This window comes from Arthrobacter sp. MMS24-T111 (assembly GCF_054888995.1).
Genome location: NZ_JBTZRO010000001.1, coordinates 1,269,278 through 1,294,987, shown reverse-complemented (window position 1 = coordinate 1,294,987; position 25,710 = coordinate 1,269,278). Strand labels below are relative to the sequence as shown.

Sequence of the window (25,710 nt, the reverse complement as noted above, 5' to 3'; positions counted from 1 at the left end):
CATGAGCACACCCGCACACCCCTCCGAATCCACGCCCTCCCGCCCGTTGGGGGTCGCGGCGATCGGTTACGCCTTCATGGGCAAGGCGCACTCCAACGCATGGCGGAACGTGGCCAGCTTCTTCGACGTCCCGGCCTTCGAGCAGAAAGTCCTCGTGGGCCGGGATGCCACCGCCGTGGCCGAGGCCGCGGCCGCGTACGGCTGGGCGGAGTCGGCCACAGACTGGCGCACCGTGATTGAACGGGATGACATCGACATCGTGGACATCTGCGCGCCGGGCTGGATGCATGCCGAGATTGCCATCGCAGCGCTGGAGGCGGGCAAGCACGTGCTGGTGGAAAAACCGCTGGCCAACACGCTGGCCGAGGCCGAACTCATGACGGCCGCGGCCGCGAAGGCACGTGCCCGGGGAGTGCAGTCGATGATCGGATTCAATTACCGGCGCGTCCCGGCGCTGGCCCTGGCCAGGGAACTGATCGCCGAGGGCCGCCTGGGCACGGTCCGGCACGTCCGCGCCGCCTACCTCCAGGACTGGCTCGCCGATGCGCAGGCGCCCATGACCTGGCGGCTGCGGAAGGAAACCGCCGGGTCCGGCGCGCTCGGGGACATCGCCAGCCACGCCATCGACCAGGTCCTCTTCCTCCTTGGCGACCAGGTCAGCGAGGTCAGCGGCCGGCTGCACACCTTCGTGGACCGCCGCCCCGGCACAAGTGGTCCCGCAGGCGGCCTAGAAGAAGTGACGGTCGACGACGCCGCCTGGGCCACGCTGTCCCTCACCTCCGGGGCGGTCGCCTCAGTGGAGGTGTCCCGGGTGGCCACCGGCAGGAAGAACTCCCTCCAGATCGAGGTGTACGGCGAGAAGGGCAGCCTCCTGTTCGACCTGGAAAACCTCAACGAACTCGGCTTCCTGGACGCCACCCTCCCGGTCCGTGAGCAGGGCTTCCGCCGCATCCTGGTCAACGAGCCCGAGCACCCCTACCTGGAAGCGTGGTGGCCGCAGGGCCACATCATCGGCTGGGAACACACCTTCACCCACCAGGTCCGCGACTTCCTGCTCGCGGTCCGGGACGGAACCCAGCCCTCGCCGTCGTTCGAAGAAGGCCTGAACGTCCAGCACATCCTCAGTGCCGTGGAGGAATCCGCAGCCAATAAGAGCACCCTCACCGTCGTGCGCCACTAGCGCCCCACCATCAAGGAGCCCCCATGCCCCGCCCCTTCACCCTGTTCACCGGCCAGTGGGCCGACCTGCCCTTCGAAGAAGTCGCGCGCCTGGCCTCCGGCTGGGGCTACGACGGACTGGAAATCGCCGTGTCCGGCGACCACCTGGACGCCTGGCGCTGGGACGAACCCGGCTACGTCGAGTCCAAACTCGAGATCCTGGACAAGTACAACCTCAAAGTCTGGGCCATCTCCAACCACCTCAAAGGCCAGGCCGTCTGCGATGACCCCATCGACTTCCGGCACCAGGCCATCGTCGGCTCCAAAGTCTGGGGCGACGGCGACCCCGAAGGCGTCCGCACCCGCGCCGCCGAGGAAATGAAACACACCGCCCGGCTCGCCAAAGCACTCGGCGTAGACACCGTCGTCGGGTTCACCGGCTCCGCCATCTGGCAGTACGTGGCCATGTTCCCGCCCGTCCCGGAAAAAGTCATCGACGCCGGCTACCAGGACTTCGCCGACCGCTGGAACCCCATCCTGGACGTCTTCGACGAACAAGGCGTCCGGTTCGCCCACGAAGTCCACCCCTCCGAGATCGCGTACGACTACTGGACCACCGTCCGCACCCTCGAAGCGATCGGCCACCGCGAAGCATTCGGCCTGAACTGGGACCCCTCGCACATGATGTGGCAGGGCATCGACCCCGTCTCCTTCATCTGGGATTTCAAGGACCGGATCTACCACGTGGACTGCAAGGACACCAAGATCCGCCAGACCGGACGCAACACCGTGATGGGCTCCCACCTGCCTTGGGGCGACCCCCGCCGCGGCTGGGACTTCGTCTCCGCCGGACGCGGCGACGTCCCGTGGGAAGCCTCCTTCCGCGCCCTGTCCGCGATTGGCTACAACGGCCCCATCAGCATCGAATGGGAAGACGCCGGCATGGACCGCCTCCACGGAGCCCCCGAAGCCCTCGCCGCCCTGAAGAAGTACGACTTCCCCGCCTCCCAAACCAGCTTCGACGCCGCCTTCAGCAGCAACGACTGACGCCGCATGCGAACCCTCCTACCGGGCCAGCAGTGCCAGGTGTGGATCGCGTCGTTGACCGGGGAATCGACACTGCTGTTCAGCACGGACCGAATCCTCCTTGAGGCGCCCAACTGGTCCCTCGATGGATCATCGCTGATCCTGAACGGGGATGGGAAACTCTGGAGCCTTAACGTTGCCTCCGGCGGGCTTGCCGAGGTCCCGCTCACGGGCATCCCCGAGATCAATAACGACCATGTCCTGGCCCCTGATGGCGAAACCATCTTCCTGTCCGCCAATGACGGCCACATCTACCGGGGCGCACTCACCGGCGGCGCCGTCCAACGCATCACCAGCGACGACGGCTCACTCCACTTCCTGCACGGGGTGAGCCCGGACGGCAAGGATCTGGCCTACGTGGGAATCGAGGCGGGAGACTTTACCCGGGCCGGCCGGCTGATGACCATGCCGTCTGCCGGCGGTGCCGCCACCGGCGTGGACGTCGGGCCGGGCCACTGCGACGGGCCCGAATACTCGCCGGACGGGAAATGGCTCTACTTCAACACGGAGTCTTTCTCGACCACGCACGGTCATGCCCAGCTCGCCCGCATCCGTGCAGATGGCACCGGCTTCGAACAACTCCTCGAAAGCCGCACCGTCGACTGGTTTCCGCACCTCTCCCCCGACGGGCGCTGCGCCACGTATGTCCGGTTCCCGGGCGGCACGGAAGGCCATCCTGCAGACCGGCCGGTCGCCGTCGTCCTTGTCTCGACAGATGACTGGACCACTCCGCTGCACACCTGGCCGCTGTCCGGCGGCCAAGGAACCCTCAACGTCAACAGCTGGTCCCCGGACTCGACGCGCTTCGCGTTCGTTGCCTACCCGCTTGCCAGCCCCACGGAGGCCGATACAGCATGACCGAATCCCAGCGGCTCACCGAATTTCGCCGGCAGGAAGAGGAACTCGTCTTCGAAAGCTTTGACCACCATGCCGCCTGGCGGCTGGGATCGTTGATAGCCGGCCATAACGGAAGGCTTCGGCGTGGCCATTGATATCCGCCGCCACAACGTGGTCCTCTTTCGCTGCATCCTCCCCGGCGCTACGGCAGACCAGGAGGAGTGGATCAGGCGAAAGTCCAACTCCGTGCTGCGGTTTGAACACAGCACCGCTTTACTCGCGGAGCAATTTCCGGACCGCAACCCGCTTGGAGGCGGCTGGCTGGACCCCGCCGACTACACCCTGGCCGGCGGCTCTTTCCCCTGCGGGTGCGTGGAGCCGGCGTCATCGGCGCGGTTACTGTGTCCGGGCTGGCCTCCGATAAGGACCACCAGTTGGTGGTTGGCGGGATCCGGAACTACCTCAAAACGGTGGCCCCTGGAACCAGTATCTGATCCAGGGGCCACCGTCTTAGGTCCCTTTATCCGGCGTCGAAGCTCTCGTCGTCGTCATTGGGCGATTCCTCCTGCGGGAGGTCGTTTCCGCTGCCGTCCGGAAGGCCCGCGGCTTCCTCGCCGGATTCGGAGGAAACCGGCGACGAGCCCTGGGAATCGTCATTCGACTCATCGATTTCCGCGGCGCTGGAGGGGAGGTCCATGTCGTGCGGAACGGGTTCCTGGCCCGCTTCCTGTTGGGGTGAGTTGGTGTCTGCCCCGGCGGAAGACCCGCCGCCGGACTGCTGGCCCTGCGTACCGGCCGCTTCCTGCTCGGCCGTGGGGGTGCCGTAACCGCCCGGGGCGGACTCGGGTTCAGCCTGCTGGTTTTCCTGCGTCATGCTTCCTCCTGCGTGCCAACTTCGGGTGATAATCAGCAAACTTATCAAATATGGGTGCAAGTGCAACGGGGGCGCCTTGTTTCCGGGTACGGGAGGAGTAGAAAGAAGACCTGGGACGTGGCCTGCGAGGAAGGAGGACCGGTGTCCGATGTGGAGGACTATACGGGCCGTACGGGACGGAATGAGACCCGCGAGGAGCAGCTGGACCGCAACTGGGCAGAACTCCTGCAGGAGCTTCGTGTGCTCCAGACCGGGGTGCAGATCCTGGCCGGCTTCCTGCTGACGCTGCCGTTCCAGCAGCGGTTTGCAACGCTTGATGACGTGGAGGTGGGCCTCTACCTCGCGAACGTCGCGGTGGCGGCCCTGACCACCGCCTTCATCCTCCTGCCGGTCAGCGTGCACCGCAGGCTGTTCCGGAAACGACTGAAGGAAACACTGGTATCCAGCGCGGACACCATCACCAAGATTGCCCTTGGCGGCATCGCCCTTCTCAGCGCGGGCACGGCAGCCCTCGTCTTCGACGTCGCGGCCGGACGTTCGGCCGGAGTCACCGCCGGTGGAGCTTTGCTGGGCGTCATGGTGGTGCTGCTGGTATTCGTTCCGCTCCGACTCAACAGGCGGGCTTCGGCGAAGCCCGCCCCGCTCCCTCCCGGCGAGGCGCAGTAAGGCGGACTTGGGCCCCCGTAACCCCTGGCCGGTTAGGCGCCTTCGAGCACCTGGCTTGTTGCCCAGGCGAGGTACTTGCCCGCGTTGGCGACGGCGTCGTCCGGGCTCGCTGCGACGTCCAGCAACTGCGCCGCTGCCACCACGCCATGCCCGGCGAGGTCTTCCAGGGTGACCAGGATCCGGCCGGCCACCACGATTACCGGAATCCCGCGCTCCCGGGCTGCATCCGCGAGCGCGATCGGCGCTTTGCCGGTCAGCGACTGCGAGTCCATGGACCCCTCGCCCGTGATCACCAGGTCCGCGCTGTCCAGCTGGCCGGCCAGGCCGGTCAGGCCGGCCACCAGTGCGAAGCCGCCCTCCAGCGTGGCGTCGGTGAAGGCAAGGAACGACGCCGGGAAGCCGCCGGCGGCGCCCGCCCCGGGGACGTTCACGTCCCGGCCCGTCACTTCCCGCAGTATGGACGCCCAGTTGCGCAGGCCGGCGTCGAGCAGTTCCGCGGCCTCCGGGTCCGCACCTTTCTGGGGGCCGAAGACGTGGGCCGCGCCGGACGGGCCATACAGCGGGTTGCGGACGTCCACGGCGATCCGGAACGTGGTGGCCGCGAGCCTGGGGTCCAGCCCGGACGTGTCCAGGGATACGACGTCGGCCAGCGACCCGCCGCCCAGCGGCACCACATTCCCGGCCGTATCCAGCGGCTTCAACCCCAGAGCGCGCAGGGCACCGCTGCCGCCGTCGGTCATTGCCGAACCGCCCAGGCCCAGGACGATCTCGGTGGCGCCTGCATCCAGGGCAGCGGCGATGAGCTGGCCGCAACCGTAGCTGTGGGCTCGCAGGGCGTTGGGAGGGGTTGGTTCCATGTCGGCCAGCCCGGACGCCTGCGCCGTCTCGATCACTGCCGTGACCTTGCCGTCGGCCCTTTTGTGGATGGCCCAGGCGGCGCCGACGGGAGCAAGGATCGGTCCCACCACGGCGTTGAGCCGCTCCTCGTACCCGGCCGCTACGGCGGCCTCCAAGGTCCCCTCCCCGCCGTCGGCGATGGGGAACTGGGTGGCCACGGCATCCGGGTAGACCCGCAGCGCCCCCTCAGCGATGGCGGCGGCCGCTTCCGCCGCCGTGAGGGACCCCTTGAACTTGTCCGGAGCAATAAGAATGCGCATGCGCTCCATCATGCCAGCATGCGCCGGGAAAGCGCTTGCCGTAGCGTAATACGGACGCCCCGGATGCCGGAAATGCGGCCCGCCAGGCGGGGCGGCAGGTCAGGCGGGTCGGCGGAGTTCCGGCTTGTAGGACCCGTCGGTGGCGCCGGAGCGCCCACGTGGTCCGGCGGCGAGGCCGGGCCGGTTCTCGGGCACGGCCATCAACGGGACGGCGAATGTCACCACGGGCCGGCTGGCGTCATCCTCGGACCTGACGGTCAGGCTCCTGGTGCCGGGAGGCACCGACGGGGTAAAGACCTGCAGGTTGCGGGCGCCCACCGTGGCCGAATCCTGCAGGGTGTATTCGGTCCCGAAGTGGTCCTGGAGAATGAGCCGCGGCTCGGGCGCACCGTCCGCGGGCAGATGGATGTTGACCACCAGCCCGGCCCCCCACACCTCCACGGACAGGATGGTGAATTCGGCAGCGGCGGTGACGTGCCGCCCGTAGGTGGGCGGCAGCAGCAGCCTGCGGAGCGCCCCGGACGGAATGAACTTACGGGTGCTGTTGCCTTGGTCCCCTGCCACAGCTGCTTTCCTTTCGTGCGGCCCAATTGATAAGCGCACTTACCATGGAGCCCCCGGATCCGCCCCATGTCAAGGACCCGGGCGAGTACTGTGTGGTGGACTGCGGAGATGCGCACAGGCCTGCGGAAACGTGCGGAAAAGCAGGGCCAGCGCGCTACCGCCGGGGCCGGACCACTGCGTAATATCCGGGCACCCGGTCCTGCCCGGGGACGCCCGTCACCGGATTGGTTTCGATGGCAACCTGGCCGTCTTCCAGGACATCCCAGTCCGACGGCGGGAACGCCCGTTCGCGTTCTTCGGGGCCAAAGTGGCCGGGCATCGGCAACCCGCGGATGGCCAGTTCCAGCGGCGCCGGGATGCCGCGCGTGGTGGCACCAAGGTGGGACACGTACTCCACCGGGTTCCCGTGGAAGTTGGTTTCCGCCATGAAGACGGTGCCGCGGTTGCCGGCAAGGGTCCCCAGGTTCCTGACGAGCGCCTTCTGGTGGGCGGGATCGAGGACGTGCAGGACTCCGCGAATGAAGACATTGGCGCCATCAGCACCCGCCTGGATGGACTCTGCCAGGGCAGCGCCGGCGCCGGGAGCTGTCATATCGCGCGCTTCGAAAGCGGGGTTGGCAGTTCCCGCGGACTGCCGCCGCGCCATATCAACCGCGTGCGGTGAAACATCTACGCCAATAACCCGCGGAAAGACACCCGCGAGCGCCCGGGTGAAACCGCCGTGGCCGCAACCGGCGTCCACCACCGGGAGGGCCGGGTCCAGATAGCGCAGGAGATTGTCCTGGTAGCCGAGGAACTCGTGGTCGCTGCCCGAATCCCACAGGACCTCGCCGCCAGGGCCCGTGGCGGTGATACCAGCCCAATACTGGTCCCACGCCTTGTGCCGGTCCTTGGGAGCGCTCCGCGACAACCTGACGAGCTTGGGGATCATCAGGTACTTCCGCCAGGCGGACGGCGTCGATTTAGTTCGGGAGGACACGGCTCAAATATATGTTCCCGCCCCCGCAGGCGGCGCACCTTGCGCTACATTACGGCGCGCCCCGGCCCTGGGCGGCCGATTCGGCCATGGAACGGCCATGGTGGCCCCCGGCACACCGCATCCCCCTACAATGTACTCAACTGGGAGGGAAGGGAGCACTGTGACGGCTGTCCCGAGTGACGCGCGCCTGCCCCGCACCGCCGTCGTCGCCGATCCCGACGCCGGGCGCCTGGCCCTTAACGCACAGGCACTGCGGGAGGCCGGCTACACCGTTCTTGAAGCCGCCGACTCCGCGTCCCTGAACCGGCTGCTAGATGCCGGCGAGCCTTCCATCATCGTCGCCGACGCGCCGCTGTCAGCGGTCCGGACGAATGCCCCGGTCCTGGTGATGGTGGACCTGGACGATCCCGCGGACATCGAGGCGGCGAACCCCGCCGGCATCCACGACTGCATCACCAAGCCGCCCGCACCCCGGGAGCTGGTCCACCGCGCGTCGGTCCTCATCGAGCAGGTATCCCGCCGCCGCGCGTCACGGCAGGAGGCGGAGGGGCTCCGCGAGCAGCTGCGGGAAGTTTCCGCGGCAGTGCGCGCCACCAACGATCCCCAGGAAATTGCCAACCACGTCGTGGCCGGATTCGGCCGGACCTTCAAGGCCGACTACGTTGTCCTGGCCACCTTCGAGGACCACAGGGTCCCGGTGATCACGGCCACCTGGCGCCGGCGCGGGCTGGTGGAGCTGCGCCCCGAAGCCCTGCCTGGCGAGGACGAAGCCCGAGCCACGGCAGATGCCCTCTGGGCGGGCACGGAAACGCTGTCTGCCGACGGAAGCGAGGCCGCCGCGGATCCCGCCGCCAGGCCGGCACCCGCCGTAGCCGGCGCCGCCTCCACCCTGGCGGTTCCCATCGGTGAAGGTAACTCGTCCCTGGGCATCATCTGGATCGCCACGATGGAGCGGCCCAGGACCTGGTCAAGCGCCGAGCTCGGGCTGATCCAGCACGTCGCGGGCAACGCCGCGTACGGACTGATCCAAAGCCACCTGATTAACAGCCAGCAGCAGGTGGTCAAACAGCTGCGGGAACTCGACAAGGCAAAGACGGACTTCCTAGCCACCGTGAACCACGAGCTGAGGACGCCGCTGACCTCGATCATGGCGTACCTGGACATGATCCAGGAAAGCACTGAGCACCCGGTATCCAAGGAAGTCCACCAGATGCTGGACATCGTGGTCCGCAACACCGAACGGCTGCGGACGCTCATCGAAGACATGCTCAGCGTCTCGCGTGGCGGACTCGATGACACCATGATGCACTTGGCGCCAGTACGCCTTGGGCAAACCCTTGACCTGGTGGCCGCCGCGCTGCGGCCGCTGGCCACGCTGCAGAACGTCACCATCGACGTCGACCCCGTTCCAGAGGATCCGGAGATCCTGGCTGACGAGGTGCAGCTCCAGCAGGTCTTCACCAACCTGGTGTCCAACGCCATCAAGTTCACGCCCAGCGGCGGACGCATCGAGGTGGGCAGTGAGTCCCACGCCGGTGCCGACGGATCCAAATGGGCCACCGTCCGGATCGCCGATACCGGCATCGGCATTTCCAGCGACGAGATCAACCACGTGTTCACGCGCTTCTACCGGGCTTCCAATGCCATGAGCGGGGCCATCCCGGGCACGGGCCTGGGCCTGGCCATCTCCAAGGACATCGTGGACCGCCACGGCGGCAGCATCGAGGTGGCCTCCACCCTGGGTGCCGGGACCACTGTGACAGTCAGCCTTCCCCTTGGCACCGACCACGTCCAGGTCAACTAAGCGGGAAGGAGGACTGGCGATGTTTGCCGACGACGACCCCCGGCTTTCCCAGCTGCTGGAAGGCATTGTCCGGCTCGCTTCCGGCGACCTCACCTCCCGGATTGAGGTCTCCCCCGCCCGGGACGAACTCGACGCCATCATCATGGGCACCAACCTGCTCGCCGAGGATTTGGAGATCATCTACCAGGAACTCGAACAGCGGGTCCAGGTCCGGACCCAACTGCTGCACGAGGCCCACCTGGAAATGCAGAAAATGGCGATGCAGGACCCCCTGACCGGCCTGGCAAACCGGTCCGCCCTCATCGAAGCCCTTCGGACCGCCCTGCTGGCTGTGGACGGAAGGGGCCTGGAACCGGCCGGGGAGTGCCCGGCGATCCTGCTGATGGACCTGGACTCGTTCAAGTCGATCAACGACAGCCTTGGACATACCGCCGGCGACCAGGTGCTGGTGACCGTGGGCGAACGGCTGCGGGGCGCGGTGCGCGTTTCCGACGTCGTTGCCCGCCTGGGCGGCGACGAATTCGCCATCGTGATGCCCACGGCATCGCCGGACCAGGCCGCCATCGTGGCACACCGCATCCTGGCGGCGCTCAGCGAACCCATCGAGCTTCCCCGGCCGCAGCGTGCGCTGCGGTGCCAGCATCGGGCTCAGCCTGGGCAGCGAGGGCCAGAGCCCGGAGGACATGCTGATGGAGGCCGACGTCGCCATGTACGCCTCCAAGGCGGAGGGCCAGAACAAGCTGCACCGGTTCGAACCCGCGCTGCTGCTGATGCGGCGCCTCCGCAGCCAGCTGGTGGATGACCTGCGCGCAGCCATCAAGGAGGATGGCCTGACCCTCTACTACCAGCCGGTGGTTGAGCTCAACACCGGACGCGTCGAGGGCGTGGAGGCGCTGGTCCGCTGGAACCATCCCACCCGGGGCTTCATCATGCCGGACGAGTTCATCCCGCTGGCGGAGGAGGCGGGGCTGATCTCCGAGCTGGGCCTGTGGGTCCTCAGGACCGCTGTGTGGCAGCTGCGGGAATGGATCGACAGCTCGCTGGTGGACAGCGATTTCTCGGTGCGGATCAACATCTCCGCCACGGACCTCCAAAGCCTGCAGTTCATCGAGGACGTGCGCAACGTCCTGAAGGAAACCCGCGTCCGGCCCGACCAGGTGGTCCTGGAACTGACGGAAGTGGCAATCGTCAAGGGCAATGAGCTGGACCGATACTCGCTGGGCGGCCTGCGGGGCCTGGGCGTAGGCATTGAAATCGACGACTTTGGCACCGGCTACTCATCCATCAGCTACCTCCGCCGCTTGCCGGTGGACCGGGTCAAAGTTGACCGGTCGCTGATCACCGGGCTGGAGAGCGACCCCAGCCAGCCTGCCCTGGTGGCAGCAGTCCTCCAGCTGGTGCGTGCCTGCGGGCTGGAAGCTGTCTGGGAGGGGGTGGAAACGGCGGAGCAGGCGGAAATCCTTCGCAGCCTGGACTGCCGCAGCGCCCAGGGCTACTACTTCGGCCGGCCGGTCCCACCCGACCAGATTCCAGGTTTATTGAAAGAGCGGGCGGAAAGCGCTAACCAGTAGTGCGCAAACTACTGCGCTTTTGTGGCCGCCGTTATACGATCAGCGTGCGGTGTCCGGCTTTTTCGTCGCCGCGGAATTTCAGGTCTCACAGCAGCACCGGACTCTAAAAGGCGTTTTTGAAATTGAACATTAATGGGCCAATGGGTCATTACTTCGTCAACTGGGGGCGTAGCTAATGTCGGTTCGTGTACAAGCATGGGGAATTATCGCCGCAGTACTCTCGGATACGGATCCCGCGGGGGCCGCTGTCCGGCAGCGGCTGAGCGACAGCCTCGACGAGAATCCCGGCGTGCCCGAGCGGGCCCTGCTGGAATATCTCCTGGAGGCCCGGAAGAGCGACGCCAACACGGCGGAAACCATTGAATCCGTACGGCAGATGCGCCTGGCGCCGCCCGTACTGCCACCGAAGCTGGCCGAACAGCTGGACGCCATCCGCAGCGCCTCCCGGATCAGCGCCCTGCTGGAAAACCACATGCTGATGACCGCCTTCCAGCCCATCTACGGGCTGGAGGGAAAGGCCGTGGTGGGTGTGGAGGCGCTCTCGCGCTTCGTCAGCGACGACGGCGCCACCGCCGAACTCTGGTTTGCCGAGGCAGAGGCCGTGGGCCTGGGCGCGAACCTTGAGTTCTCCGCCCTGGGCTCGGCTGCAGCAGCTGCCCGTGACCTGCCCGGTTCCCTCTACGTGTCCCTCAACATCTCCCCCACGTCCTGCATGGACCCGCGGCTGCCCGAACTGTTCGAGCACATCGAGCTCCCCATCGACCGGGTGGTGCTCGAATTGACGGAAGACATTCCGGAAGAGGAATACCTTCAGTTCATCTCCGCACTCAATCCCCTCCGCGAAAAGGGCCTCCGGATCGCCGTGGACGACACCCACACCGGAGCCGGCGCCCTGAGCCGCATGATCCACCTGCGCCCGGACTTCCTCAAGGTGGGCCGCAACGTGATCGGTGACGTGGACAAAGACGGCGTCCAGCGCGCCCTCGCCGCTTGCCTGGTGGACTTCACGGACCAGATCGGCATCACCCTGGTGGCCGAAGGCATTGAGACAGTGGGCGAGCTGAAGGTCCTGACGGAACTCGGCATCAGCGCCGGCCAGGGCTACCTGCTGGGCCGCCCCTCGGTACGGCCTGAGGACTGGGCCAACTGGAACACCCGCCTGGACGTGGACGGCCTGGAACGCCACCTGGCCAGCCCCGGCGAGTAGCCGGCACGGAACCTACCGGGGTTCCTGCGCCGGCGGCCACTGGCCGCGTGCACTGAGCACCTCGCGCAGCAGGTCCGCACGGTCCGTGACGATGCCGTCCACTCCGAGCTCGAGGAGGCGGTGCATCTCAGCGGCCTCGTTGATGGTCCAGACATGCACCACCAGGCCAAGGTCGTGGGCGCGGCGGATGAAGCCTGCGGTGACCACGGGGACCCGTCCGTACCGCACGGGAACCTGCAATGCCTGGATATCGCGGAGCGGCCGGCGCATGATCCGGCGGAAGGCCGCCCGCGGAAGGACAGGTCCCAGGAGGGTGAAGAGGGCATTCGAGGCCACGCCGGCGGAGGAGGCCACCGGCCGGCTGAGCAGCTTCAGCACCGCCCGCCGCCGCCGGTCCGAAAAGCTGGTGACCAGCACCCGGTGGTGCACCTGGTGCCGCTCGATCGCGGCGGCAGTGCTCCGCACCGAATCCCAGTCCTTGACGTCGAGGTTCAGCCTGGCCTCCGGCAGGCCGGTGACCAGCTCGTCGAACGTGGGAATGGGTTCACGGCCGTCGATCCGCGCCTTCGCCACCTCTGCGGCGGCAAGGTCCCCGACCCTTCCTTTGCCGTCGGTCACCCGGTTCAGGAATTCATCGTGGAACAGCAGCAGCACGCCGTCCGCCGTGGTGTGGACATCCGTTTCGAGATAGCGGAAGCCGAGTTCGATGCCGGCGCGGAACGCGGCCATGGAGTTTTCCAGCCCGTCCACCGAGAAGCCCCGGTGGGCCATGGCGATGGGAAGCTGCCGCCCGGCGTCGTCGGGGTGTTGAAAAAGGGCAGGGTCACCCTGCGAGCGTACCCGAGGCCCGCACCGTCAGTCCCGGCAGTCGGTCTCGCCGCAGGGCAGGATGTCCACGCCGTCGCCGCAGTGCAGCAGGACGCGTCCGCGGCCGCCATCCAGGTGGACCCAGACGGCGCTGTGGTCTGCGGTGATGGTGTCCACTACCCCGCTCGCTTGGAAGCCGGGTGACAGCAGGACGCGGACTCTGTCGCCCTGGCGCAACTGCTTCCAGTGCGGATCAGGCGTTGCCTTGCGCAGCGGCGCGTCTGCTGCGCGCTGTTTGACGCTTCGTGCCATCGGAACCCCCTGTGAGCCGGCCGGTGAGGGGCGAACCCTCCACGCTTGACGCTACAGGCGAAAGGTAAACGCCAGGTGAGCGCCAGCTGGAAGTATGGGGCGGGAGTCAGGAAAACTGGACGCCCAGGGCTGCCAGCCTGGCCTCGAGGACCTGGGCCACGCCGTCGTCGTCGAAGTGCGGTGCCTGCCGGCCCGCCGCTCTGATGGCCTCGGGGTGGCCGCTGGCCATCGCGTAACCGTGCCCGGCCCAGCGGAGCATCTCGATGTCGTTGGGCATGTCGCCGAAGGCGACCACGTCGGCGGCATCGATGCCCAGTGCGGCCGCGTACTCGGCCAGGGTGACGGCCTTGTTCACGCCCGGAAGGGACAGTTCCAGCATGGCGACGCCGGGCGAGGAGTGGGTGGCGGCGGCCAGGTGTTCGACGGCGGGCGCCACCTCGGCGAGGAAGTCATCCGGGGTGCCCTCCCGGACAATGGCCAGGAATTTGACCACGGAATCGTCCCCCGTGAGCGTTTCATGGAGCGGCGCCGGAGTGAATTCGGCGAGGAGTTCGCTGGATTCGTTTTCGATGAAGCCCGGCTCAAGGTGGAACCCGGTGAGCGTTTCCGCTGCGAACAGCGCGGCGGGCCGGAGTTCCTTGATGATGCGCCGGATGTCCAGGACGGAAGCGGTGGCCAGCGCGCGGGCGGATACCAGTCGGTCCGCTTCCAAGTCCCAGACGACGGCACCGTTGGAGCAGATCACCCGTCCGGCGTGGCCCAGCTGCTCCTCGAGCGGGTGCAGCCAGCGCGGGGGGCGCCCGGTGACGAAGACCAGTTCGACGCCGGCATCCCGGCAGGCGTGGAAGGCGCGTATGGTGCGCGGGCTGATTTTTCCGTCGTGCCCAAGGATCGTTCCGTCAATATCGCTTGCAACCAGCCGCATCCTGCAAGTCTACGTTGGCCGCCGGGTCCCGTTGTCGGCCTCCGGCGCTACACTGAAGTATCGAACATATTTTCGAATAAGGGTGTGTTGTGGGCGTTGTTATCGGTCCCCGCGTGATAGACGCGGGCGCCTCCTTGTTGTCCGTGCTGATCGCGCCCGTGGCAGTGGCGGCGGGGTTTCCGTCGCCCGCACAGGACTATTTCGATGGCCGGATCGACCTGAACGCCCACCTGATCAAGGACATCACCAGCACGTTCGTGGTCCGGGTAACCGGGGACTCCATGGAAGGCGCGGGCATCAGCGACGGCGATGAACTCATTGTGAACCGGGCCCTGGAACCGCGGGACGGGTCTGTGGTGATCGCCGTCCTGGACGGAGAACTGACGGTCAAGCGCCTTCGCATCACCGTCAACGGAGTGGTGCTACAGGCGGAAAACCCGCGGTATCCGGACATTCGGGTACCGGCCTTGTCCGAGCTGACCATCTGGGGCGTTGCCACCCGGTGCCTGCATCATGTGTGAGGTGCCTCGTGGCTAAACCGGCTCCCATGCGGCGCATGCCGCAGATCGCCCACGTGGACGTCAACTGCTTCTACGCGTCGGCGGAGCGCGCCTTCGATCCCTCCCTGGAAGGCCGGCCGCTCGTCGTCCTGTCCAACAATGACGGCTGCGCGGTTACCCGGTCCCCCGAGGCGAAAGCCCTCGGCATCTCCACCGGGGAACCCTGGTTCAAGCTCGCGCCGCGGGCCAAAGAATGGGGCCTGGTGGCCAGGTCCAGCAATTATGAGCTGTACGGGGACATCAGTGCCCGCGTCATGGAGCTGCTGGGCCGCTACTCGGCGTGGCTGGAGGTGTACAGCATTGACGAGGCGTTCCTCGGCGTCAAGGGCGGCCCGGACCAGTTGCTGGTCCTTGGCCGCGGGATCAAGGAGGCCGTGCTGCGGCATGTCGGGGTTCCTGTGTGCGTAGGGATAGCTCCCACCAAAACACTGGCCAAGCTGTGCAACAAGTGGGCCAAGAACAATCCCGCATTTGGCGGAGTGTGCCTCTGGGAGTCAGTGCCGCCGCCGGTGCGGGAGGGTTTGATGGGCCGGTTGCCCGTGGACGAGATCTGGGGCGTCGCCGGGCGCCTGGCCAAGCGCCTGAATGCCATGGGGGTCTTCACCGTGCTGGACCTGATGCACGCCGACCCGGTGGTGATCAGGGGAAAGTTTTCGGTGGTGCTGATGCGTACGGTCCTCGAACTGCGCGGCACTCCCTGCATTCCCATGGAGGAGGAGCGCGTTGGCCGCGACCAGTTGATCTTTTCCCGCTCCTTCGCCACCCCGGTGACCACGCCTGCCGGTTTGCGGGAGGTGCTGGGTATTTACAGCCAGCAGGCGAGCGCACGCCTGTCCAAACATGGGCTCCAGGCAAAGGTGCTGACGGCGTTCGCAGCCACCTCGCCGTTCCGGAACCAGGAGCAGGCGTACCCTTCGGTGTGCGTCCGGCTTCCCGTGCCCACCGCGGATCCGCTCCTGCTCACCAAGGCCGCGCACGCGCTGCTGCCGAAAATCCGGGAAGGGCTCAAATACGCGAAAGCAGGCCTGATGCTGACCGATCTTCGGCCCACGGGCAACCAGCCGCCGCTGGAGCCTTTCGAGAACAGGCACGAGGAACGCGGCATCGGGCCGCTGCTGGAGGATGTCAGCCGCCGCTTTGGGCGGGGTTCCATCGGATTGGGGTACGCAGGGGTCAAGTCCGGCCTTGACTGGACCATGAAGCGCAATATGCGTTCACCCCGGTACACAACGCATTGGGACGAACTGCCGCTGGTGAAGGCCGCCTGACCCTTGGGGTCCCCGCCGGCGGCACCACGGCCGGCGGCAGGGACCCTTGTGCCCATCAGGCGCGGGACCTGCCGCGGACGAAATGGAAGATCAGGACTACCACGGCAACAACCAAAAGGATGTGAATGAGCCCGCCGCCAATGTTGGCGAGCAGTCCGAGGAGCCAGAGAACGGCGATGATAATAGCGATCCAAAGCAACATGATTTTCTCCTGCATTGTTATTCGTTGGAACTGGTGCACGTGCAGTACGGCGCCTTAGCCGGGCCTACTGCAAGGAATACTCCCCTACCTCCCACTCCAGGCCCCCATGCCGCTTCCATTCATCAGCACGGCCGGTAAAACATCGCAGTGACCTGCTGAATCCCCACACCTAAATTGCGTGGCAAATCCCAGACTATTTCAGGATGCCCCTGCTGGAAATGGCAGGGCATCAAAAAATAAACGTGTCCCCTTTGCGCGGGATTTCGCGCCAGGATGCAGTATCCCAACAGTTCGCAGCGAACACGCCGGGGCCGGGGCAGGATCAGGCGGTGGTGAACCGGGCAGTTGCCCCGCCGGCGAGGGCACCGTTGGGCAGCCGGCGGTCCATGAGCACCATCAGGAGATGATGAGCGGCGCCGCGGAGGGGTTCGCCATCTCCGAAGGCCCAGTCCAGATCGGTGGCTTCGAGCCGGACGCCGGACAGGTCAAGGCGGAAATGCTTCCGGCTGAGCGGGCTGGTCGCGTGGTCGAGGACCGTGAGGAGGCTTGCGTCGCTGACCGGATGTTTGAGGCCGAGCGGGATGGTGATGTCCAGGCCATGGACGATGTCGTGGGTAAGGGCTCCCTGGAGTCCACCGCCTGGCGGCTTCCACAGCGTGTCCTCGTTCGCGCGCCAGCGGTGAAGCAAGGTGCTGACCGCCTCCTGGGCGTCGTGGCGCGCGACCCGATCCGCCATGCGGGCGAAGTTGGCGCGGGAGCGGAGCAACTCGCCGATGAACCGCGGGGTGGAGAAGCGCAGGGGCATGGCCATGTGCGCGACGACTTCCCGGACACGCCAGCCGGCGCAGAGCGAGGGGGCGTCCCACGCCTGCTGGGGCAGCAGTTCCAGGATCTTGGTAAAGGCCCGCCGCTCGGCTGCTATGTTCGCCATGGGCCGGCCGTCCGCACTCATCGGTGGGCTCCGGCGTGCTGGGCCAGGTAGGTCTCGAAGCGGTCCAGTGAGGTGAGGAATCCGGCCTGGGCTGCGGGATCCAGCATTGGTGCCGGAACGTTCGTTTGTTCGATGTCGACTTGGGTGCGGCGCGTGCCGAGCTCGGTGAAGGTGATGGTCACGGTCATCCCCGAGTGGTCCTCTATCCACGACAGGCGCTCTGGCGGGTTCACCTCAACGTACCGTGCGCTGGTCGGGTAGGTGCTGCCGTCGACGTCGTTGACCATGACGGTGGTGAAGGCACCTCCGACCCGGGCATCCACGGTGATTGTGTCCAAGGGCGTGGTGACGCCAGTCGGACCCCAGAAATGGGTCAGGTGCTCGGGTTCGACCATGCAGCTGAAGACCAGCTGCCGTGGCGCCTCGAAGATGCGGGTGAAGCGGAGGGTGTTCTCATTCATGGCGGTCTCCATTCGGGGGTTCCTGCAGGTTGCGGAGGTGTTGGTCGAGCTTGTCGAAGCGCTCAGACCAGAGGCGCCGGCTCTCCTCGATCCAGCCGGCAGCGACGTCGAGGGCCTGCAACTCCAGGTGGCAGGGTCGGAACTGGGCTTTCCGGCCTCGACTGATCAATCCCGATCTTTCGAGAACCTTCAGGTGCTTGGAGATGCCCGGAAGGCTCAAGTTGAACGGTTCCGCCAGTTCGTTGACGGTGGCGTCGCCGGCGGCGAGCCGGACCACGATGGCCCGGCGCGTCGGGTCGGAAAGCGCGCTGAACATCGCGTCGAGCCGCTGATCTTCCACAACTGTCATGTGGGCCTCCAAAATTTCTCCATCTCAGTATTTTACTTACTGGCTAATTAACCGTCAAGCAAAATACTGTCCTGGCATCCGCCGCTGCGGGGCCGGCGGGGCCGCACGCAAAGAGACGCTTCACGACGTTTTTTGACGCCGCGCGACGCCGCGTTGCGCCTTCGCGTCGCCGGGTGAACCAGTGCGACACGAACGATTGTGGCCCCGGGGGCGCTCCGTAACCTCGTCTCAGCATCCGCCCCAGCAAAGGAATCCCCATGACCAACCCGCAGGACAACGGTCCGCAGAACCCGCAGAAGTCCACGCGCATCGTGGCCGGCCAGTCAGCCAAACCCAAGCGCCCTTTGGGCCTGAAAATCGGCATCACGGCGGCAATCCTGGCCCTGGTTGGCGGTGGCGCCGCCGTCGCCTCCGCCGTCAACAGTGGCGCCCCGGCCGCAACCCAGGAGAGCGCCCCGTCCGGCAACCCGGCAGCCGAGCTGAAACTGGGCTACTTCGGCAACGTCACGCACGCCCCGGCCCTGGTGGGCGTCAGCAAAGGCTTTATCGCCGGGGAACTGGGCAGCACCAAACTCAGCACCCAGGTTTTCAATGCCGGTCCGGCCGCCATCGAAGCCCTGAACGCGGGCGCCATCGATGCCACCTATATCGGCCCCAACCCGGCCATCAACTCATTCGTCAAGAGCCAGGGCCAATCGGTGAGCATCATCGCCGGAGCTTGCCGCCGGCGGAGCGCAGCTCGTGGTCAAGCCGGAGATCACCTCCGCCGCAGACCTCAAGGGCAAGACCCTGGCATCGCCGCAGCTGGGCGGCACCCAGGACGTCGCCCTTCGGGCCTGGCTCTCATCGCAGGGCTACAAAACGAATGTCGACGGCAGCGGCGACGTCGCCATCAACCCCACCGAGAACGCCCAGACGCTCAAGCTGTTCCAGGACGGAAAGCTCGACGGCGCGTGGTTGCCGGAGCCCTGGGCCTCCCGCCTGGTGCTGAACGCCGGCGCCAAGGTGCTGGTGGATGAAAAGGACCTGTGGGACGGCTCCCTCTCAGGCAAGCCGGGCGAGTTCCCCACCACCATCCTGATCGTCAACCAGAAGTTCGCGGCGGACCACCCGGACACCGTCAAGGCGCTGCTGAAGGGCCACGTGAAATCGGTTGAGTGGCTGAACAGCGCTTCTGCCGCCGACAAGGCCACAGTGATCAATTCCGCCTTGAAGGAAGCCGCCGGCGCGGAGCTGAAACCGGATGTCATTGACCGGTCCCTGAAGAACATCGTCTTCACCGTGGACCCGCTTGCCGGAACCTACCAAAAGCTCCTGGCCGACGGCGTGACCGCCGGCACCACCAAGCAGGCCGACATCAACGGGCTCTTCGACCTGCGGGCGCTCAACAGCGTGTCCGGTGAGAAGACCTCGGCCGCCGGGCTCGGCAAGGAATAGTTTCGCCGCACGCCCGCTCACTTATTACCTCTTTTAGGTCAACGCCCGCTCACTCCCTTCAGGAAAGTGAGCGGGCGTCGCCGTTTTGGGAGCAAGAAGTGAGCGGGCGTTGCCGTTTTGGGAGCAAGAAGTGAGCGGGCGTCGCAGGGGAGGGAGTATCAGCGTGGCGGATATCTGATATCGAAAACCTGCCATTCCCCGAATATATGAAGTGCCTCACAGTGGTAACAGGACCTGCACCAAACCGCAGCCGGTAAAACCCAGAAGGACTTCAACGTGGAAACTCCCCTCTCCCATCTTGCCCACCTCGAGATCACCAGCCCGGACGTCGAAGCGTCCGCACGGTTCTACGAGGAAAAGTTCGGCATGCGCATCGTCGACCGCGTGGACGGCAACGTCTACCTCCGCTGCTGGGGCGACTACTACCGCTACAGCCTGGTGGTCACCGAAGGACCGGAAGCATCGCTGGGCCGGATGGCCTGGCGCACCAACTCGCAGGCCGCCCTCGAAGCAGCCGCCCAGCGCATCGAAGCGACCGGAGTGCAGGGCACCTGGACCGCAGGCGGCCATGGCTACGGCAAGGCCTACGAATTCACCGGCCCCTACGGCCACCACATGCGCCTCTTCTACGACGTGGAAAAGTTCGTCGCCGAGCCCGGGTTCGAATCCACCTACCCGGACCGGCCGGAGCGCCGCAGCAGCCACGCCGCAGCACCGCGCTTCCTGGACCACGTCACCGTCGCCGCCTCCGACGTCCGCGGCTTCGCCAAGTGGTACGGCGACGCCCTGGGCTTCCGCGTGATGGCCTTCGTGGACCTGGACGAAGCCCCCATCACCGTGTTCTCGGTCCTGACCACCAACGAGAAGTCCCACGACCTCGGCGTCGTCAAGGACACGTCCCAGCGTGCCGGCCGCGTCAACCACATCGCCTTCTGGGTGGACACCACAGAGGACCTGCTCCGCACCGCGGACGTCATGATGGAAAACGGCACCGCCATGGAATATGGCCCCTCCATCCACGGCGTGGGCGAGCAGAACTTCCTCTACTTCCGCGAACCGTCCGGCCTGCGCGTCGAGCTGAACTCCGGCGGCTACCGCAACTACGTCCCGGACTGGGAGGCCAACACCTGGAAGCCGTCGGAGGGCTCCAACAACTTCTACAAGAACGGCGCCATGCCGCACTCCATGACCGAGTCGTTCCCGCCGGCTGAAGGCTTCACGGCCACCGAGGAAGGCGCGTCGCCGGAGATGAAGGAAGCCCTCCTGAACCCGTACGCCAAGCAGGGACGGGGCTAACGGCACCATGGCCGAAGCACCTTACGCACTCATCCGGTTCCAGGAGCCTGGCGGCGGGAAGGCCCGCGCGGGCCTGCTGGTTGATGACAGGGTCCTGCCCCTGGACGGGGACATCAACTCCCTGATCGAGCACTGGGACACCACGGAAGGACAGCTGGAGGCCCTGGCCGCCTCTGCGGGCAAGGGCACCGGCCTGGCGCTGGCCGACGTCGAGGTTCTGGCCCCCGTGGAGCCGGTCCAGATCCTGCAGACCGGCGCCAACTACCGCAAGCACGTGGTCGACCTGGCCGTGGCGCACCGCGAGCCGGGCGAAGACGCGGAAGAGGTGCGCGCCAAGACTGCCGCGATGATGGACAAGCGCGCGGGGCAGGGCACACCGTACTTCTTCATCGGGCTTCCGACGGCAGTCGCGTCCGCCACGGACGACCTCACCCTGCCCGCCTACAGCAAGTCCCACGACTGGGAGCTGGAACTGGCCGCGGTGATCGGGAAGACGGCGTTCCGGGTCACCCCCGCAGAAGCCCTGGAGCACGTCTTCGGGTACACCATGGTCAATGACATCACCACGCGCGAGTACGTCTTCCGCAAGGACATGCCCGCCATCGGATCGGACTGGTACCGCGCCAAGAACGCCCCCGGCTTCCTGCCCACGGGACCGCTGCTGGTGCCGGCCAAATTCTTCGGCGACCCGCAGGACGTCCAGGTGACCCTGAAGCTCAACGGCAAGGCCATGCAGGACGAATCCACGCAGGACATGATCTTCGGCGTTGCCAAACTGGTCAGCGAAGCCTCGCAGATCATGCCGCTGCGCCCCGGCGACCTTGTCCTCACCGGCAGCCCGGCCGGTAACGGCCAGCACTGGGGACGGCTGCTCCAGGACGGCGACGTCATGGAAGGCACCATCACCGGGCTGGGCACCCAGCGCATCCTCTGCAAGGACGAAACTCCAACCGAAAGCAGCAAGCCGTGACCACCCAGGACACAGCAACCGGCGCCGGGGAATCCATTGATTCCCCGGTTATCCGGCGTGAGGATCCGCTCGGCAGCATCCGCGCCATGGCCCGGGAACACAGCAACTGGGGCCGTTGGGGCCAGGACGACGTCCTGGGCACCCTGAACTTCATCGACGCCGCCAAACGGGTCGAGGCCGCCGCGCTGGTCAGCACCGGGGAGGCGTTCTCGCTCTCCCAACCGTTCGACACCAACGGCCCGCAAAAAGGCTGGCGCCGCCGCACCAACCCGGTCCACACCATGACGGACACGGGCGTTGACGCCGAACGCGGCAACCAGGGCTTCCCGCACGGCTTCGGCGGCGCTGACGACGTGATCGCCATGCCCCTGCAATGCTCCACGCAGTGGGACGGCCTGGGCCATATCTTCGACCAGGGCAAGGCCTGGAACGGCCGGGCCGCCGGCGACGTCGTCACCTCCGAAGGCGACCTGGTCACCGGCATCGAAACAGCCGCGGCGAAGATCGTCACCCGGGGCGTCCTGCTCGACGTCGGCCGGGCGCTTGGTCCCGACCTGGGACGGAACGACGGCGAGCTGCCGGACGGGTTCGCCATCACCCCCGAGCACCTCGAGCGGACCATCGCACTCCAGGGGCCCAGTTCCGAGGTGCGGCGCGGCGACATCGTGGTGATCCGCACCGGGCAATACACCCGGGTGAGCCGCGACGGCTGGGGCGACTATGCCGGCGGCTCGGCCCCGGGGCTGTCCTTCACCACCGCGCCTTGGCTGCACCGCAGCGAGATCGCCGGCATCGCCACCGACACCTGGGGTTTCGAGGTCCGGCCCAACGAGTTCGACGGCGCCTTCCAGCCCCTCCACCAGATCGCCATCCCCAACCTGGGCCTGTTCCTCGGCGAGATGTGGGATCCGGACGCCCTGGCGGAGGCGTGCGCGGCGGACGGCAGGTACGACTTCCTGTTGACGGCCGCTCCCCTCCCCATCACCGGGGCCGTGGGATCACCGGTCAACCCGATCGCCGTCCGGTAGCTTTCAGTACAACAAACCACCAGCAGTAACGCCGTCAATACAAAGGAGTCAGCGATGGCAGCAGTACAGAACGTCGGAATCGTGGGGGCGGGAGCCGCGGGGCTGGCCGCCGCCATCCTCCTGGCCGACGCCGGAATCCGGGTGGAAGTCCTCGAGAAGGCAGACGCACCGCAAACCCTCGGGTCCGGCATCACACTGCAGGGGAACGCCTTGCGCGTCCTCCGCCAGCTCGGCGCCTGGGACCAGGTGGAGGCCAAGGGCTACGCCTTCAGCACGCTCGGCCTGCGGGCCCCGGACCCGGCCGGCACGGTGCTCGCCGTCCTGGAGGACATCCGCACCGGCGGCGACGACCTCCCGGCCACCATGGGCATGTACCGGCCGGACCTCACGGCCATCCTCCGTGAACGGGCGGAACAGGCGGGGGCCCGGATCAGCTACGGCCGGACGGTCACCAGCATCACGGACGACGGCGGTTCGGTCACCGTGGGCACCGCCGATGGCGGCACGGCCACCTACGACCTCCTGATCGGCGCCGACGGCCTCCACTCGGCCGTCCGCAAGGCTATTGGCATCGAGATGGAACCCCAGCCAACCGGCATGGGCATCTGGCGGGCGTTCGTGGAGCGGCCGGCGGAAGTGGTCCGGACCGACCTCACCTACGGCGGCCCCTGCTTCATCGCCGGCTACTGCCCCACCGGCCCGGACACCATCTACGCCTACCTGGTGGAGAAGGCCCAGGAACGCAAGCACGAGGACGGCCCCCGCATCATGGCCGAACTTGCAGCAGCCTACGGCGGGCCCTGGAACGAGATCCGCGCCAACCTGGACCACAGTGCCCGCATCAACTACACGTGGTTCACCACCCACCTGGTGGACGGACCCTGGAACCGCGGCCGCACGGTGATCATCGGCGACGCCGCGCACAGCTGCCCCCCAACGGTGGCACAAGGTGCCGCCATGGCCCTGGAGGACGCCGCCGTCCTGGCCGAGCTGCTGATCAAGGCCGACGACGTCACCGAAACCCTGTTCAAGGAGTTCAGCGACCGCCGGCTGGACCGCGCCACGGCAGTGGTGAACGCCTCGGTCCAGCTGGGCCAGTGGATGCTCGACGGCGTCCGCGACGCCGATGTGCCCGGCCTGATGCACGGCCTGTCCGTCATGCTGAAGGAGCCGGCATGAGCACCCTTCCCGGCCCGAACCCCACGGTGGATGTGCACGCACACATCCTGCTGCCGGCCCTCCAGCAGCTGGTGGCCGAAGCGGATCCTGACGGCTTCGGCGCCCAGCAAGCCCTGGAGGTGCGCCGCAACGGCCCGGAGTCCATGGCCGCCTCGGGCCGGATGATCAAGGAACGCTGGCCGCAGCTGACCGACCTGGACCGCCGGCTGGCGGACATGGATGCCCAGGGCGTGGACGTGCAGCTGGTCTCGCCGTCGCCGTCGCACTTCTACTACTTTGCGGGCGAACAGCTGGCGCTGGACGTGGCACAGGAGGCCAACCGGGCGGTGCGCGGGTTCGTGGACCGCGCGCCGGTGAGACTGAACGGGTTGGGCCTGGTCCCGCTCCAGCACCCGGGCCTGATGGTGGATGCCTTGGAACACGCCGTCCTGGAGTGCGGCCTGCTGGGAGTCGAAATCGGGTCCTTCGCCGCCACTCCCGGTGACCCGGAACGGAGCACCGTTGAACTCTCGGACCCCCGGCTGGAACCGTTCTGGACCCGCGCCGAAGAGCTGGGCGCCGTGGTGTTCCTGCACCCGTTCGGCTGCTCGCTGGATGAGCGGCTGGACCGCTTCTACCTGGCCAACACCGTGTCCCAGCCGGCCGAGAACGCGGTGGCCCTGTCCCACCTGATTTTCAGCGGTGTCCTGGACCGGCACCCCGCCTTGAAGGTCCTGGCCGCCCACGGCGGCGGCTACCTGCCCACGACGCTGGGCCGGTCGGACCGTGCCTGGAAAGTGCGTCCGGAGGCTCATGGGTGCGCCGCGCCGCCGTCGTCCTACCTGCGGAAGCTGTACTTCGACTCGCTCGTCCACAGCCCGGCTGAACTGCGGGCCCTTGTTGCCGCCGCCGGGCCGGAGCAGGTGCTGCTCGGCTCGGACTACCCGTTCGACATGGGGTCCGACCTTCCGGTGGACGAGGTGGAAGCCGCCGCACTCCCGGCCGACGACGCGGCCCGGGTCTTGGGCGGCAACGCACGTGCCCTGGGCATCACCGCGGCAGCCGCCCTGGCCACCCACCCCAACGCTTAAGGAAACCCCCACATGGTCAAGATTGCCCGTTGGAACCACGACGGCGGGACGTGGTCCGGCTTCGTGGACGGCGAACACTGCTATGCGCTGCCGGCAGGCCAGTCCATACAGACACTGCTCGATGCCGGCCTGCAGGAGACACTCGACCTTGCCCGGAAAGTTACCGCATCCGCCGCACCCGTACCGCTGGCGGAGGTGCGGCTGCTGGCCCCACTGGAACCGGCCACCATCCGGGACTTCGTGGCGTTTGAGGAACACGTGGAGGGAGTGCGGAAAAGCATCGACGGCGTGGCCGGCGTAGTGCCCGAATGGTACGAGGCACCCACGTTCTACTTCACCAACCCGCACACCGTCACCGGTACGGGCGAGGTGATTGGGATTCCCGCAGGCTGCACGGACCTGGACTTCGAAACAGAGGTTGCCGCCGTCGTCGGGCGCGTCCCTGGCAGCGACGGACGGAACCTGGACGCCGAGCAAGCCCACCGGCACATCTTCGGCTACACGGTGCTCAATGACTGGTCCGCCCGGGACCTCCAGCGCCGGGAGATGAAAGTCAGCCTGGGTCCGTGCAAAGGCAAGGACTTCGCCAACACGCTGGGGCCCTGGATCGTCACCGCCGACGAATTCGAGGCCCTGCGCGACGCCGAGGGCTTCCTGCCCATCTCCATGTCCGTCGAAGTCAACGGGCAGCTGATCGGGCAGGACCTGCTCTCCAACATGGGCTGGCCGTTCGCCGAACTGGTGGCCTATGCGTCGCAGGATTCCGTGGTGCGGCCCGGGGACGTGCTGGGCTCCGGCACCTGCGGCAGCGGCTGCCTGGCCGAGCTCTGGGGCCGGAACGAGGCACAGACTCCCCCGCCGCTGAAAACCGGTGACGTGGTCCGGATGACCGTGGAAGGCATCGGCAGCGTCGAGAACAGGGTGGGTGACCGCCGCGAGGCCGTGACCCGGGTACCGGCCCGGACCCGGCCGCGGAACCGCGTTGCAACCGCGGTTCCCACCGGTACCTAGG

26 protein-coding genes and 3 pseudogenes are annotated in these 25,710 nt (G+C 67.0%); 18 read left to right on the top strand and 11 right to left on the bottom strand.

The genetic code is table 11. The features are described 5' to 3' along the window. The first annotated feature begins 1 nt into the window (after nucleotide 1). The 5 genes and pseudogenes from ACX5I6_RS05995 (at nucleotide 2) to ACX5I6_RS05975 (ending at nucleotide 3,575) form a co-directional block, all read left to right on the top strand. Nucleotides 2-1,180 carry a Gfo/Idh/MocA family protein gene (locus ACX5I6_RS05995; RefSeq protein ID WP_461839841.1) on the top strand — a complete coding sequence of 393 codons (1,179 nt, stop codon included), beginning with the start codon at nucleotides 2-4 and terminating at the stop codon, nucleotides 1,178-1,180. Nucleotides 1,181-1,203: 23 nt separating this feature from the next. Continuing rightward, on the top strand, nucleotides 1,204-2,205 hold the full coding sequence (locus ACX5I6_RS05990; protein WP_018762703.1) for a sugar phosphate isomerase/epimerase family protein: 1,002 nt from the start codon (nucleotides 1,204-1,206) through the stop codon (nucleotides 2,203-2,205). Between the two features lie 6 nt (nucleotides 2,206-2,211). Continuing rightward, nucleotides 2,212-3,102 (top strand): TolB family protein, encoded by an 891-nt coding sequence (locus ACX5I6_RS05985; protein WP_461839840.1) that lies wholly within the window; start codon nucleotides 2,212-2,214, stop codon nucleotides 3,100-3,102. Next, on the top strand, nucleotides 3,099-3,236 hold the full coding sequence (locus ACX5I6_RS05980) for a hypothetical protein (RefSeq protein ID WP_461839839.1): 138 nt from the start codon (nucleotides 3,099-3,101) through the stop codon (nucleotides 3,234-3,236). The genes ACX5I6_RS05985 and ACX5I6_RS05980 overlap by 4 nt, the downstream gene beginning before the upstream one ends. After that, nucleotides 3,226-3,575 (top strand): annotated as a pseudogene (locus tag ACX5I6_RS05975) (heme-binding protein). The gene ACX5I6_RS05980 and the pseudogene ACX5I6_RS05975 overlap by 11 nt, the downstream one beginning before the upstream one ends. Nucleotides 3,576-3,601: 26 nt before the next feature. Here the strand turns inward: ACX5I6_RS05975 and ACX5I6_RS05970 are convergent. After that, nucleotides 3,602-3,955 (bottom strand): hypothetical protein, encoded by a 354-nt coding sequence (locus ACX5I6_RS05970; protein WP_461839838.1) that lies wholly within the window; start codon nucleotides 3,953-3,955, stop codon nucleotides 3,602-3,604. A gap of 141 nt (nucleotides 3,956-4,096) precedes the next feature. Here ACX5I6_RS05970 and ACX5I6_RS05965 point away from each other — a divergent pair, with 141 nt between their 5' ends. Beyond that, nucleotides 4,097-4,621 carry a DUF6328 family protein gene (locus ACX5I6_RS05965; RefSeq protein ID WP_461839837.1) on the top strand — a complete coding sequence of 175 codons (525 nt, stop codon included), beginning with the start codon at nucleotides 4,097-4,099 and terminating at the stop codon, nucleotides 4,619-4,621. Between the two features lie 32 nt (nucleotides 4,622-4,653). On the opposite strand, the gene ACX5I6_RS05960 is transcribed toward ACX5I6_RS05965, so the two are convergent. The 3 genes from ACX5I6_RS05960 to ACX5I6_RS05950 all read right to left on the bottom strand — a co-directional run bounded on the left by ACX5I6_RS05960 (nucleotide 4,654) and on the right by ACX5I6_RS05950 (nucleotide 7,273). Then, nucleotides 4,654-5,778, bottom strand: a complete 1,125-nt coding sequence (locus ACX5I6_RS05960) for a glycerate kinase (RefSeq protein ID WP_461839836.1) — start codon at nucleotides 5,776-5,778, stop codon at nucleotides 4,654-4,656. Between the two features lie 99 nt (nucleotides 5,779-5,877). Further along, nucleotides 5,878-6,342, bottom strand: a complete 465-nt coding sequence (locus ACX5I6_RS05955) for a hypothetical protein (RefSeq protein WP_461839835.1) — start codon at nucleotides 6,340-6,342, stop codon at nucleotides 5,878-5,880. A 154-nt stretch (nucleotides 6,343-6,496) separates the two neighbouring features. Continuing rightward, nucleotides 6,497-7,273, bottom strand: a complete 777-nt coding sequence (locus ACX5I6_RS05950) for a class I SAM-dependent methyltransferase (RefSeq protein ID WP_285246942.1) — start codon at nucleotides 7,271-7,273, stop codon at nucleotides 6,497-6,499. Nucleotides 7,274-7,481: 208 nt separating this feature from the next. Between ACX5I6_RS05950 and ACX5I6_RS05945 the strand changes: the two genes are divergently transcribed. The 3 genes and pseudogenes from ACX5I6_RS05945 to ACX5I6_RS05935 all read left to right on the top strand — a co-directional run bounded on the left by ACX5I6_RS05945 (nucleotide 7,482) and on the right by ACX5I6_RS05935 (nucleotide 11,903). Then, nucleotides 7,482-9,125: a sensor histidine kinase gene (locus ACX5I6_RS05945; RefSeq protein WP_461839834.1), complete on the top strand. Its 1,644-nt coding sequence runs from the start codon at nucleotides 7,482-7,484 to the stop codon at nucleotides 9,123-9,125. A 19-nt stretch (nucleotides 9,126-9,144) separates the two neighbouring features. Further along, nucleotides 9,145-10,696, top strand: a pseudogene (locus ACX5I6_RS05940) (putative bifunctional diguanylate cyclase/phosphodiesterase). Nucleotides 10,697-10,871: 175 nt separating this feature from the next. After that, nucleotides 10,872-11,903 (top strand): EAL domain-containing protein, encoded by a 1,032-nt coding sequence (locus tag ACX5I6_RS05935; RefSeq protein WP_285246711.1) that lies wholly within the window; start codon nucleotides 10,872-10,874, stop codon nucleotides 11,901-11,903. Between the two features lie 12 nt (nucleotides 11,904-11,915). Here the strand turns inward: ACX5I6_RS05935 and ACX5I6_RS05930 are convergent, their stop codons facing one another. From ACX5I6_RS05930 to ACX5I6_RS05920, 3 genes are all read right to left on the bottom strand, one after another. Next, complete coding sequence (locus ACX5I6_RS05930) at nucleotides 11,916-12,674, bottom strand: glycerophosphodiester phosphodiesterase (protein WP_461839833.1); 759 nt, start codon at nucleotides 12,672-12,674, stop codon at nucleotides 11,916-11,918. 84 nt (nucleotides 12,675-12,758) lie between these two features. Next, nucleotides 12,759-13,022 carry a hypothetical protein gene (locus ACX5I6_RS05925; RefSeq protein ID WP_285246709.1) on the bottom strand — a complete coding sequence of 88 codons (264 nt, stop codon included), beginning with the start codon at nucleotides 13,020-13,022 and terminating at the stop codon, nucleotides 12,759-12,761. 106 nt (nucleotides 13,023-13,128) lie between these two features. Further along, the gene (locus ACX5I6_RS05920) at nucleotides 13,129-13,947 is read right to left on the bottom strand and encodes an HAD family hydrolase (protein ID WP_285246708.1); all 819 of its coding nucleotides are present in this window, start codon (nucleotides 13,945-13,947) and stop codon (nucleotides 13,129-13,131) included. 89 nt (nucleotides 13,948-14,036) lie between these two features. Between ACX5I6_RS05920 and ACX5I6_RS05915 the strand changes: the two genes are divergently transcribed. After that, on the top strand, nucleotides 14,037-14,468 hold the full coding sequence (locus ACX5I6_RS05915) for a LexA family protein (RefSeq protein WP_461839832.1): 432 nt from the start codon (nucleotides 14,037-14,039) through the stop codon (nucleotides 14,466-14,468). A 26-nt stretch (nucleotides 14,469-14,494) separates the two neighbouring features. Next, a complete protein-coding gene (locus ACX5I6_RS05910; RefSeq protein ID WP_285246941.1) occupies nucleotides 14,495-15,775 on the top strand; it encodes a Y-family DNA polymerase in 1,281 nt (426 codons plus the stop codon). 55 nt (nucleotides 15,776-15,830) lie between these two features. Here the strand turns inward: ACX5I6_RS05910 and ACX5I6_RS05905 are convergent, their stop codons facing one another. The 4 genes from ACX5I6_RS05905 to ACX5I6_RS05890 form a co-directional block, all read right to left on the bottom strand. Beyond that, the gene (locus ACX5I6_RS05905; RefSeq protein WP_109044233.1) at nucleotides 15,831-15,977 is read right to left on the bottom strand and encodes a lmo0937 family membrane protein; all 147 of its coding nucleotides are present in this window, start codon (nucleotides 15,975-15,977) and stop codon (nucleotides 15,831-15,833) included. 322 nt (nucleotides 15,978-16,299) lie between these two features. After that, nucleotides 16,300-16,908, bottom strand: a complete 609-nt coding sequence (locus tag ACX5I6_RS05900) for a maleylpyruvate isomerase family mycothiol-dependent enzyme (protein ID WP_461839831.1) — start codon at nucleotides 16,906-16,908, stop codon at nucleotides 16,300-16,302. A 17-nt stretch (nucleotides 16,909-16,925) separates the two neighbouring features. Then, on the bottom strand, nucleotides 16,926-17,369 hold the full coding sequence (locus ACX5I6_RS05895; protein ID WP_461839830.1) for an SRPBCC family protein: 444 nt from the start codon (nucleotides 17,367-17,369) through the stop codon (nucleotides 16,926-16,928). Further along, on the bottom strand, nucleotides 17,362-17,718 hold the full coding sequence (locus ACX5I6_RS05890; protein WP_285246704.1) for an ArsR/SmtB family transcription factor: 357 nt from the start codon (nucleotides 17,716-17,718) through the stop codon (nucleotides 17,362-17,364). The genes ACX5I6_RS05895 and ACX5I6_RS05890 overlap by 8 nt, the downstream gene beginning before the upstream one ends. Nucleotides 17,719-17,975: 257 nt before the next feature. On the opposite strand from ACX5I6_RS05890, the pseudogene ACX5I6_RS05885 reads away from it, so the two are divergent. The 7 genes and pseudogenes from ACX5I6_RS05885 (at nucleotide 17,976) to ACX5I6_RS05855 (ending at nucleotide 25,709) form a co-directional block, all read left to right on the top strand. Continuing rightward, nucleotides 17,976-19,155: pseudogene (locus tag ACX5I6_RS05885) on the top strand (ABC transporter substrate-binding protein). 276 nt (nucleotides 19,156-19,431) lie between these two features. Beyond that, nucleotides 19,432-20,451, top strand: coding sequence for a VOC family protein (locus ACX5I6_RS05880; RefSeq protein ID WP_285246702.1), 1,020 nt, complete (start codon nucleotides 19,432-19,434; stop codon nucleotides 20,449-20,451). A 7-nt stretch (nucleotides 20,452-20,458) separates the two neighbouring features. Continuing rightward, the gene (locus ACX5I6_RS05875; protein ID WP_461839829.1) at nucleotides 20,459-21,421 is read left to right on the top strand and encodes a fumarylacetoacetate hydrolase family protein; all 963 of its coding nucleotides are present in this window, start codon (nucleotides 20,459-20,461) and stop codon (nucleotides 21,419-21,421) included. Further along, nucleotides 21,418-22,449: a cyclase family protein gene (locus ACX5I6_RS05870; RefSeq protein WP_461839828.1), complete on the top strand. Its 1,032-nt coding sequence runs from the start codon at nucleotides 21,418-21,420 to the stop codon at nucleotides 22,447-22,449. The genes ACX5I6_RS05875 and ACX5I6_RS05870 overlap by 4 nt, the downstream gene beginning before the upstream one ends. 54 nt (nucleotides 22,450-22,503) lie before the next feature. Beyond that, nucleotides 22,504-23,628, top strand: coding sequence for an FAD-dependent monooxygenase (locus tag ACX5I6_RS05865; RefSeq protein ID WP_461839827.1), 1,125 nt, complete (start codon nucleotides 22,504-22,506; stop codon nucleotides 23,626-23,628). Further along, a complete protein-coding gene (locus ACX5I6_RS05860; protein WP_461839826.1) occupies nucleotides 23,625-24,698 on the top strand; it encodes an amidohydrolase family protein in 1,074 nt (357 codons plus the stop codon). Before ACX5I6_RS05865 ends, ACX5I6_RS05860 begins: the two co-directional genes overlap by 4 nt. Before the next feature lie 12 nt (nucleotides 24,699-24,710). Continuing rightward, the gene (locus ACX5I6_RS05855; RefSeq protein WP_461839825.1) at nucleotides 24,711-25,709 is read left to right on the top strand and encodes a fumarylacetoacetate hydrolase family protein; all 999 of its coding nucleotides are present in this window, start codon (nucleotides 24,711-24,713) and stop codon (nucleotides 25,707-25,709) included. Nucleotide 25,710 lies beyond the last annotated feature (1 nt).

Coding starts and splice junctions, on each gene's coding strand:
- ACX5I6_RS05995 (WP_461839841.1), top strand. CDS start 2: ATGAGCACACCCGCACACCCCTCCGAATCCACGCCCTCCCGCCCGTTG.
- ACX5I6_RS05990 (WP_018762703.1), top strand. CDS start 1,204: ATGCCCCGCCCCTTCACCCTGTTCACCGGCCAGTGGGCCGACCTGCCC.
- ACX5I6_RS05985 (WP_461839840.1), top strand. CDS start 2,212: ATGCGAACCCTCCTACCGGGCCAGCAGTGCCAGGTGTGGATCGCGTCG.
- ACX5I6_RS05980 (WP_461839839.1), top strand. CDS start 3,099: ATGACCGAATCCCAGCGGCTCACCGAATTTCGCCGGCAGGAAGAGGAA.
- ACX5I6_RS05970 (WP_461839838.1), bottom strand. CDS start 3,955: ATGACGCAGGAAAACCAGCAGGCTGAACCCGAGTCCGCCCCGGGCGGT.
- ACX5I6_RS05960 (WP_461839836.1), bottom strand. CDS start 5,778: ATGCGCATTCTTATTGCTCCGGACAAGTTCAAGGGGTCCCTCACGGCG.
- ACX5I6_RS05950 (WP_285246942.1), bottom strand. CDS start 7,273: ATGATCCCCAAGCTCGTCAGGTTGTCGCGGAGCGCTCCCAAGGACCGG.
- ACX5I6_RS05935 (WP_285246711.1), top strand. CDS start 10,872: ATGTCGGTTCGTGTACAAGCATGGGGAATTATCGCCGCAGTACTCTCG.
- ACX5I6_RS05930 (WP_461839833.1), bottom strand. CDS start 12,674: ATGGCCCACCGGGGCTTCTCGGTGGACGGGCTGGAAAACTCCATGGCC.
- ACX5I6_RS05925 (WP_285246709.1), bottom strand. CDS start 13,022: ATGGCACGAAGCGTCAAACAGCGCGCAGCAGACGCGCCGCTGCGCAAG.
- ACX5I6_RS05920 (WP_285246708.1), bottom strand. CDS start 13,947: ATGCGGCTGGTTGCAAGCGATATTGACGGAACGATCCTTGGGCACGAC.
- ACX5I6_RS05910 (WP_285246941.1), top strand. CDS start 14,495: ATGCGGCGCATGCCGCAGATCGCCCACGTGGACGTCAACTGCTTCTAC.
- ACX5I6_RS05905 (WP_109044233.1), bottom strand. CDS start 15,977: ATGTTGCTTTGGATCGCTATTATCATCGCCGTTCTCTGGCTCCTCGGA.
- ACX5I6_RS05900 (WP_461839831.1), bottom strand. CDS start 16,908: ATGGCGAACATAGCAGCCGAGCGGCGGGCCTTTACCAAGATCCTGGAA.
- ACX5I6_RS05895 (WP_461839830.1), bottom strand. CDS start 17,369: ATGAATGAGAACACCCTCCGCTTCACCCGCATCTTCGAGGCGCCACGG.
- ACX5I6_RS05890 (WP_285246704.1), bottom strand. CDS start 17,718: ATGACAGTTGTGGAAGATCAGCGGCTCGACGCGATGTTCAGCGCGCTT.
- ACX5I6_RS05875 (WP_461839829.1), top strand. CDS start 20,459: ATGGCCGAAGCACCTTACGCACTCATCCGGTTCCAGGAGCCTGGCGGC.
- ACX5I6_RS05865 (WP_461839827.1), top strand. CDS start 22,504: ATGGCAGCAGTACAGAACGTCGGAATCGTGGGGGCGGGAGCCGCGGGG.
- ACX5I6_RS05860 (WP_461839826.1), top strand. CDS start 23,625: ATGAGCACCCTTCCCGGCCCGAACCCCACGGTGGATGTGCACGCACAC.
- ACX5I6_RS05855 (WP_461839825.1), top strand. CDS start 24,711: ATGGTCAAGATTGCCCGTTGGAACCACGACGGCGGGACGTGGTCCGGC.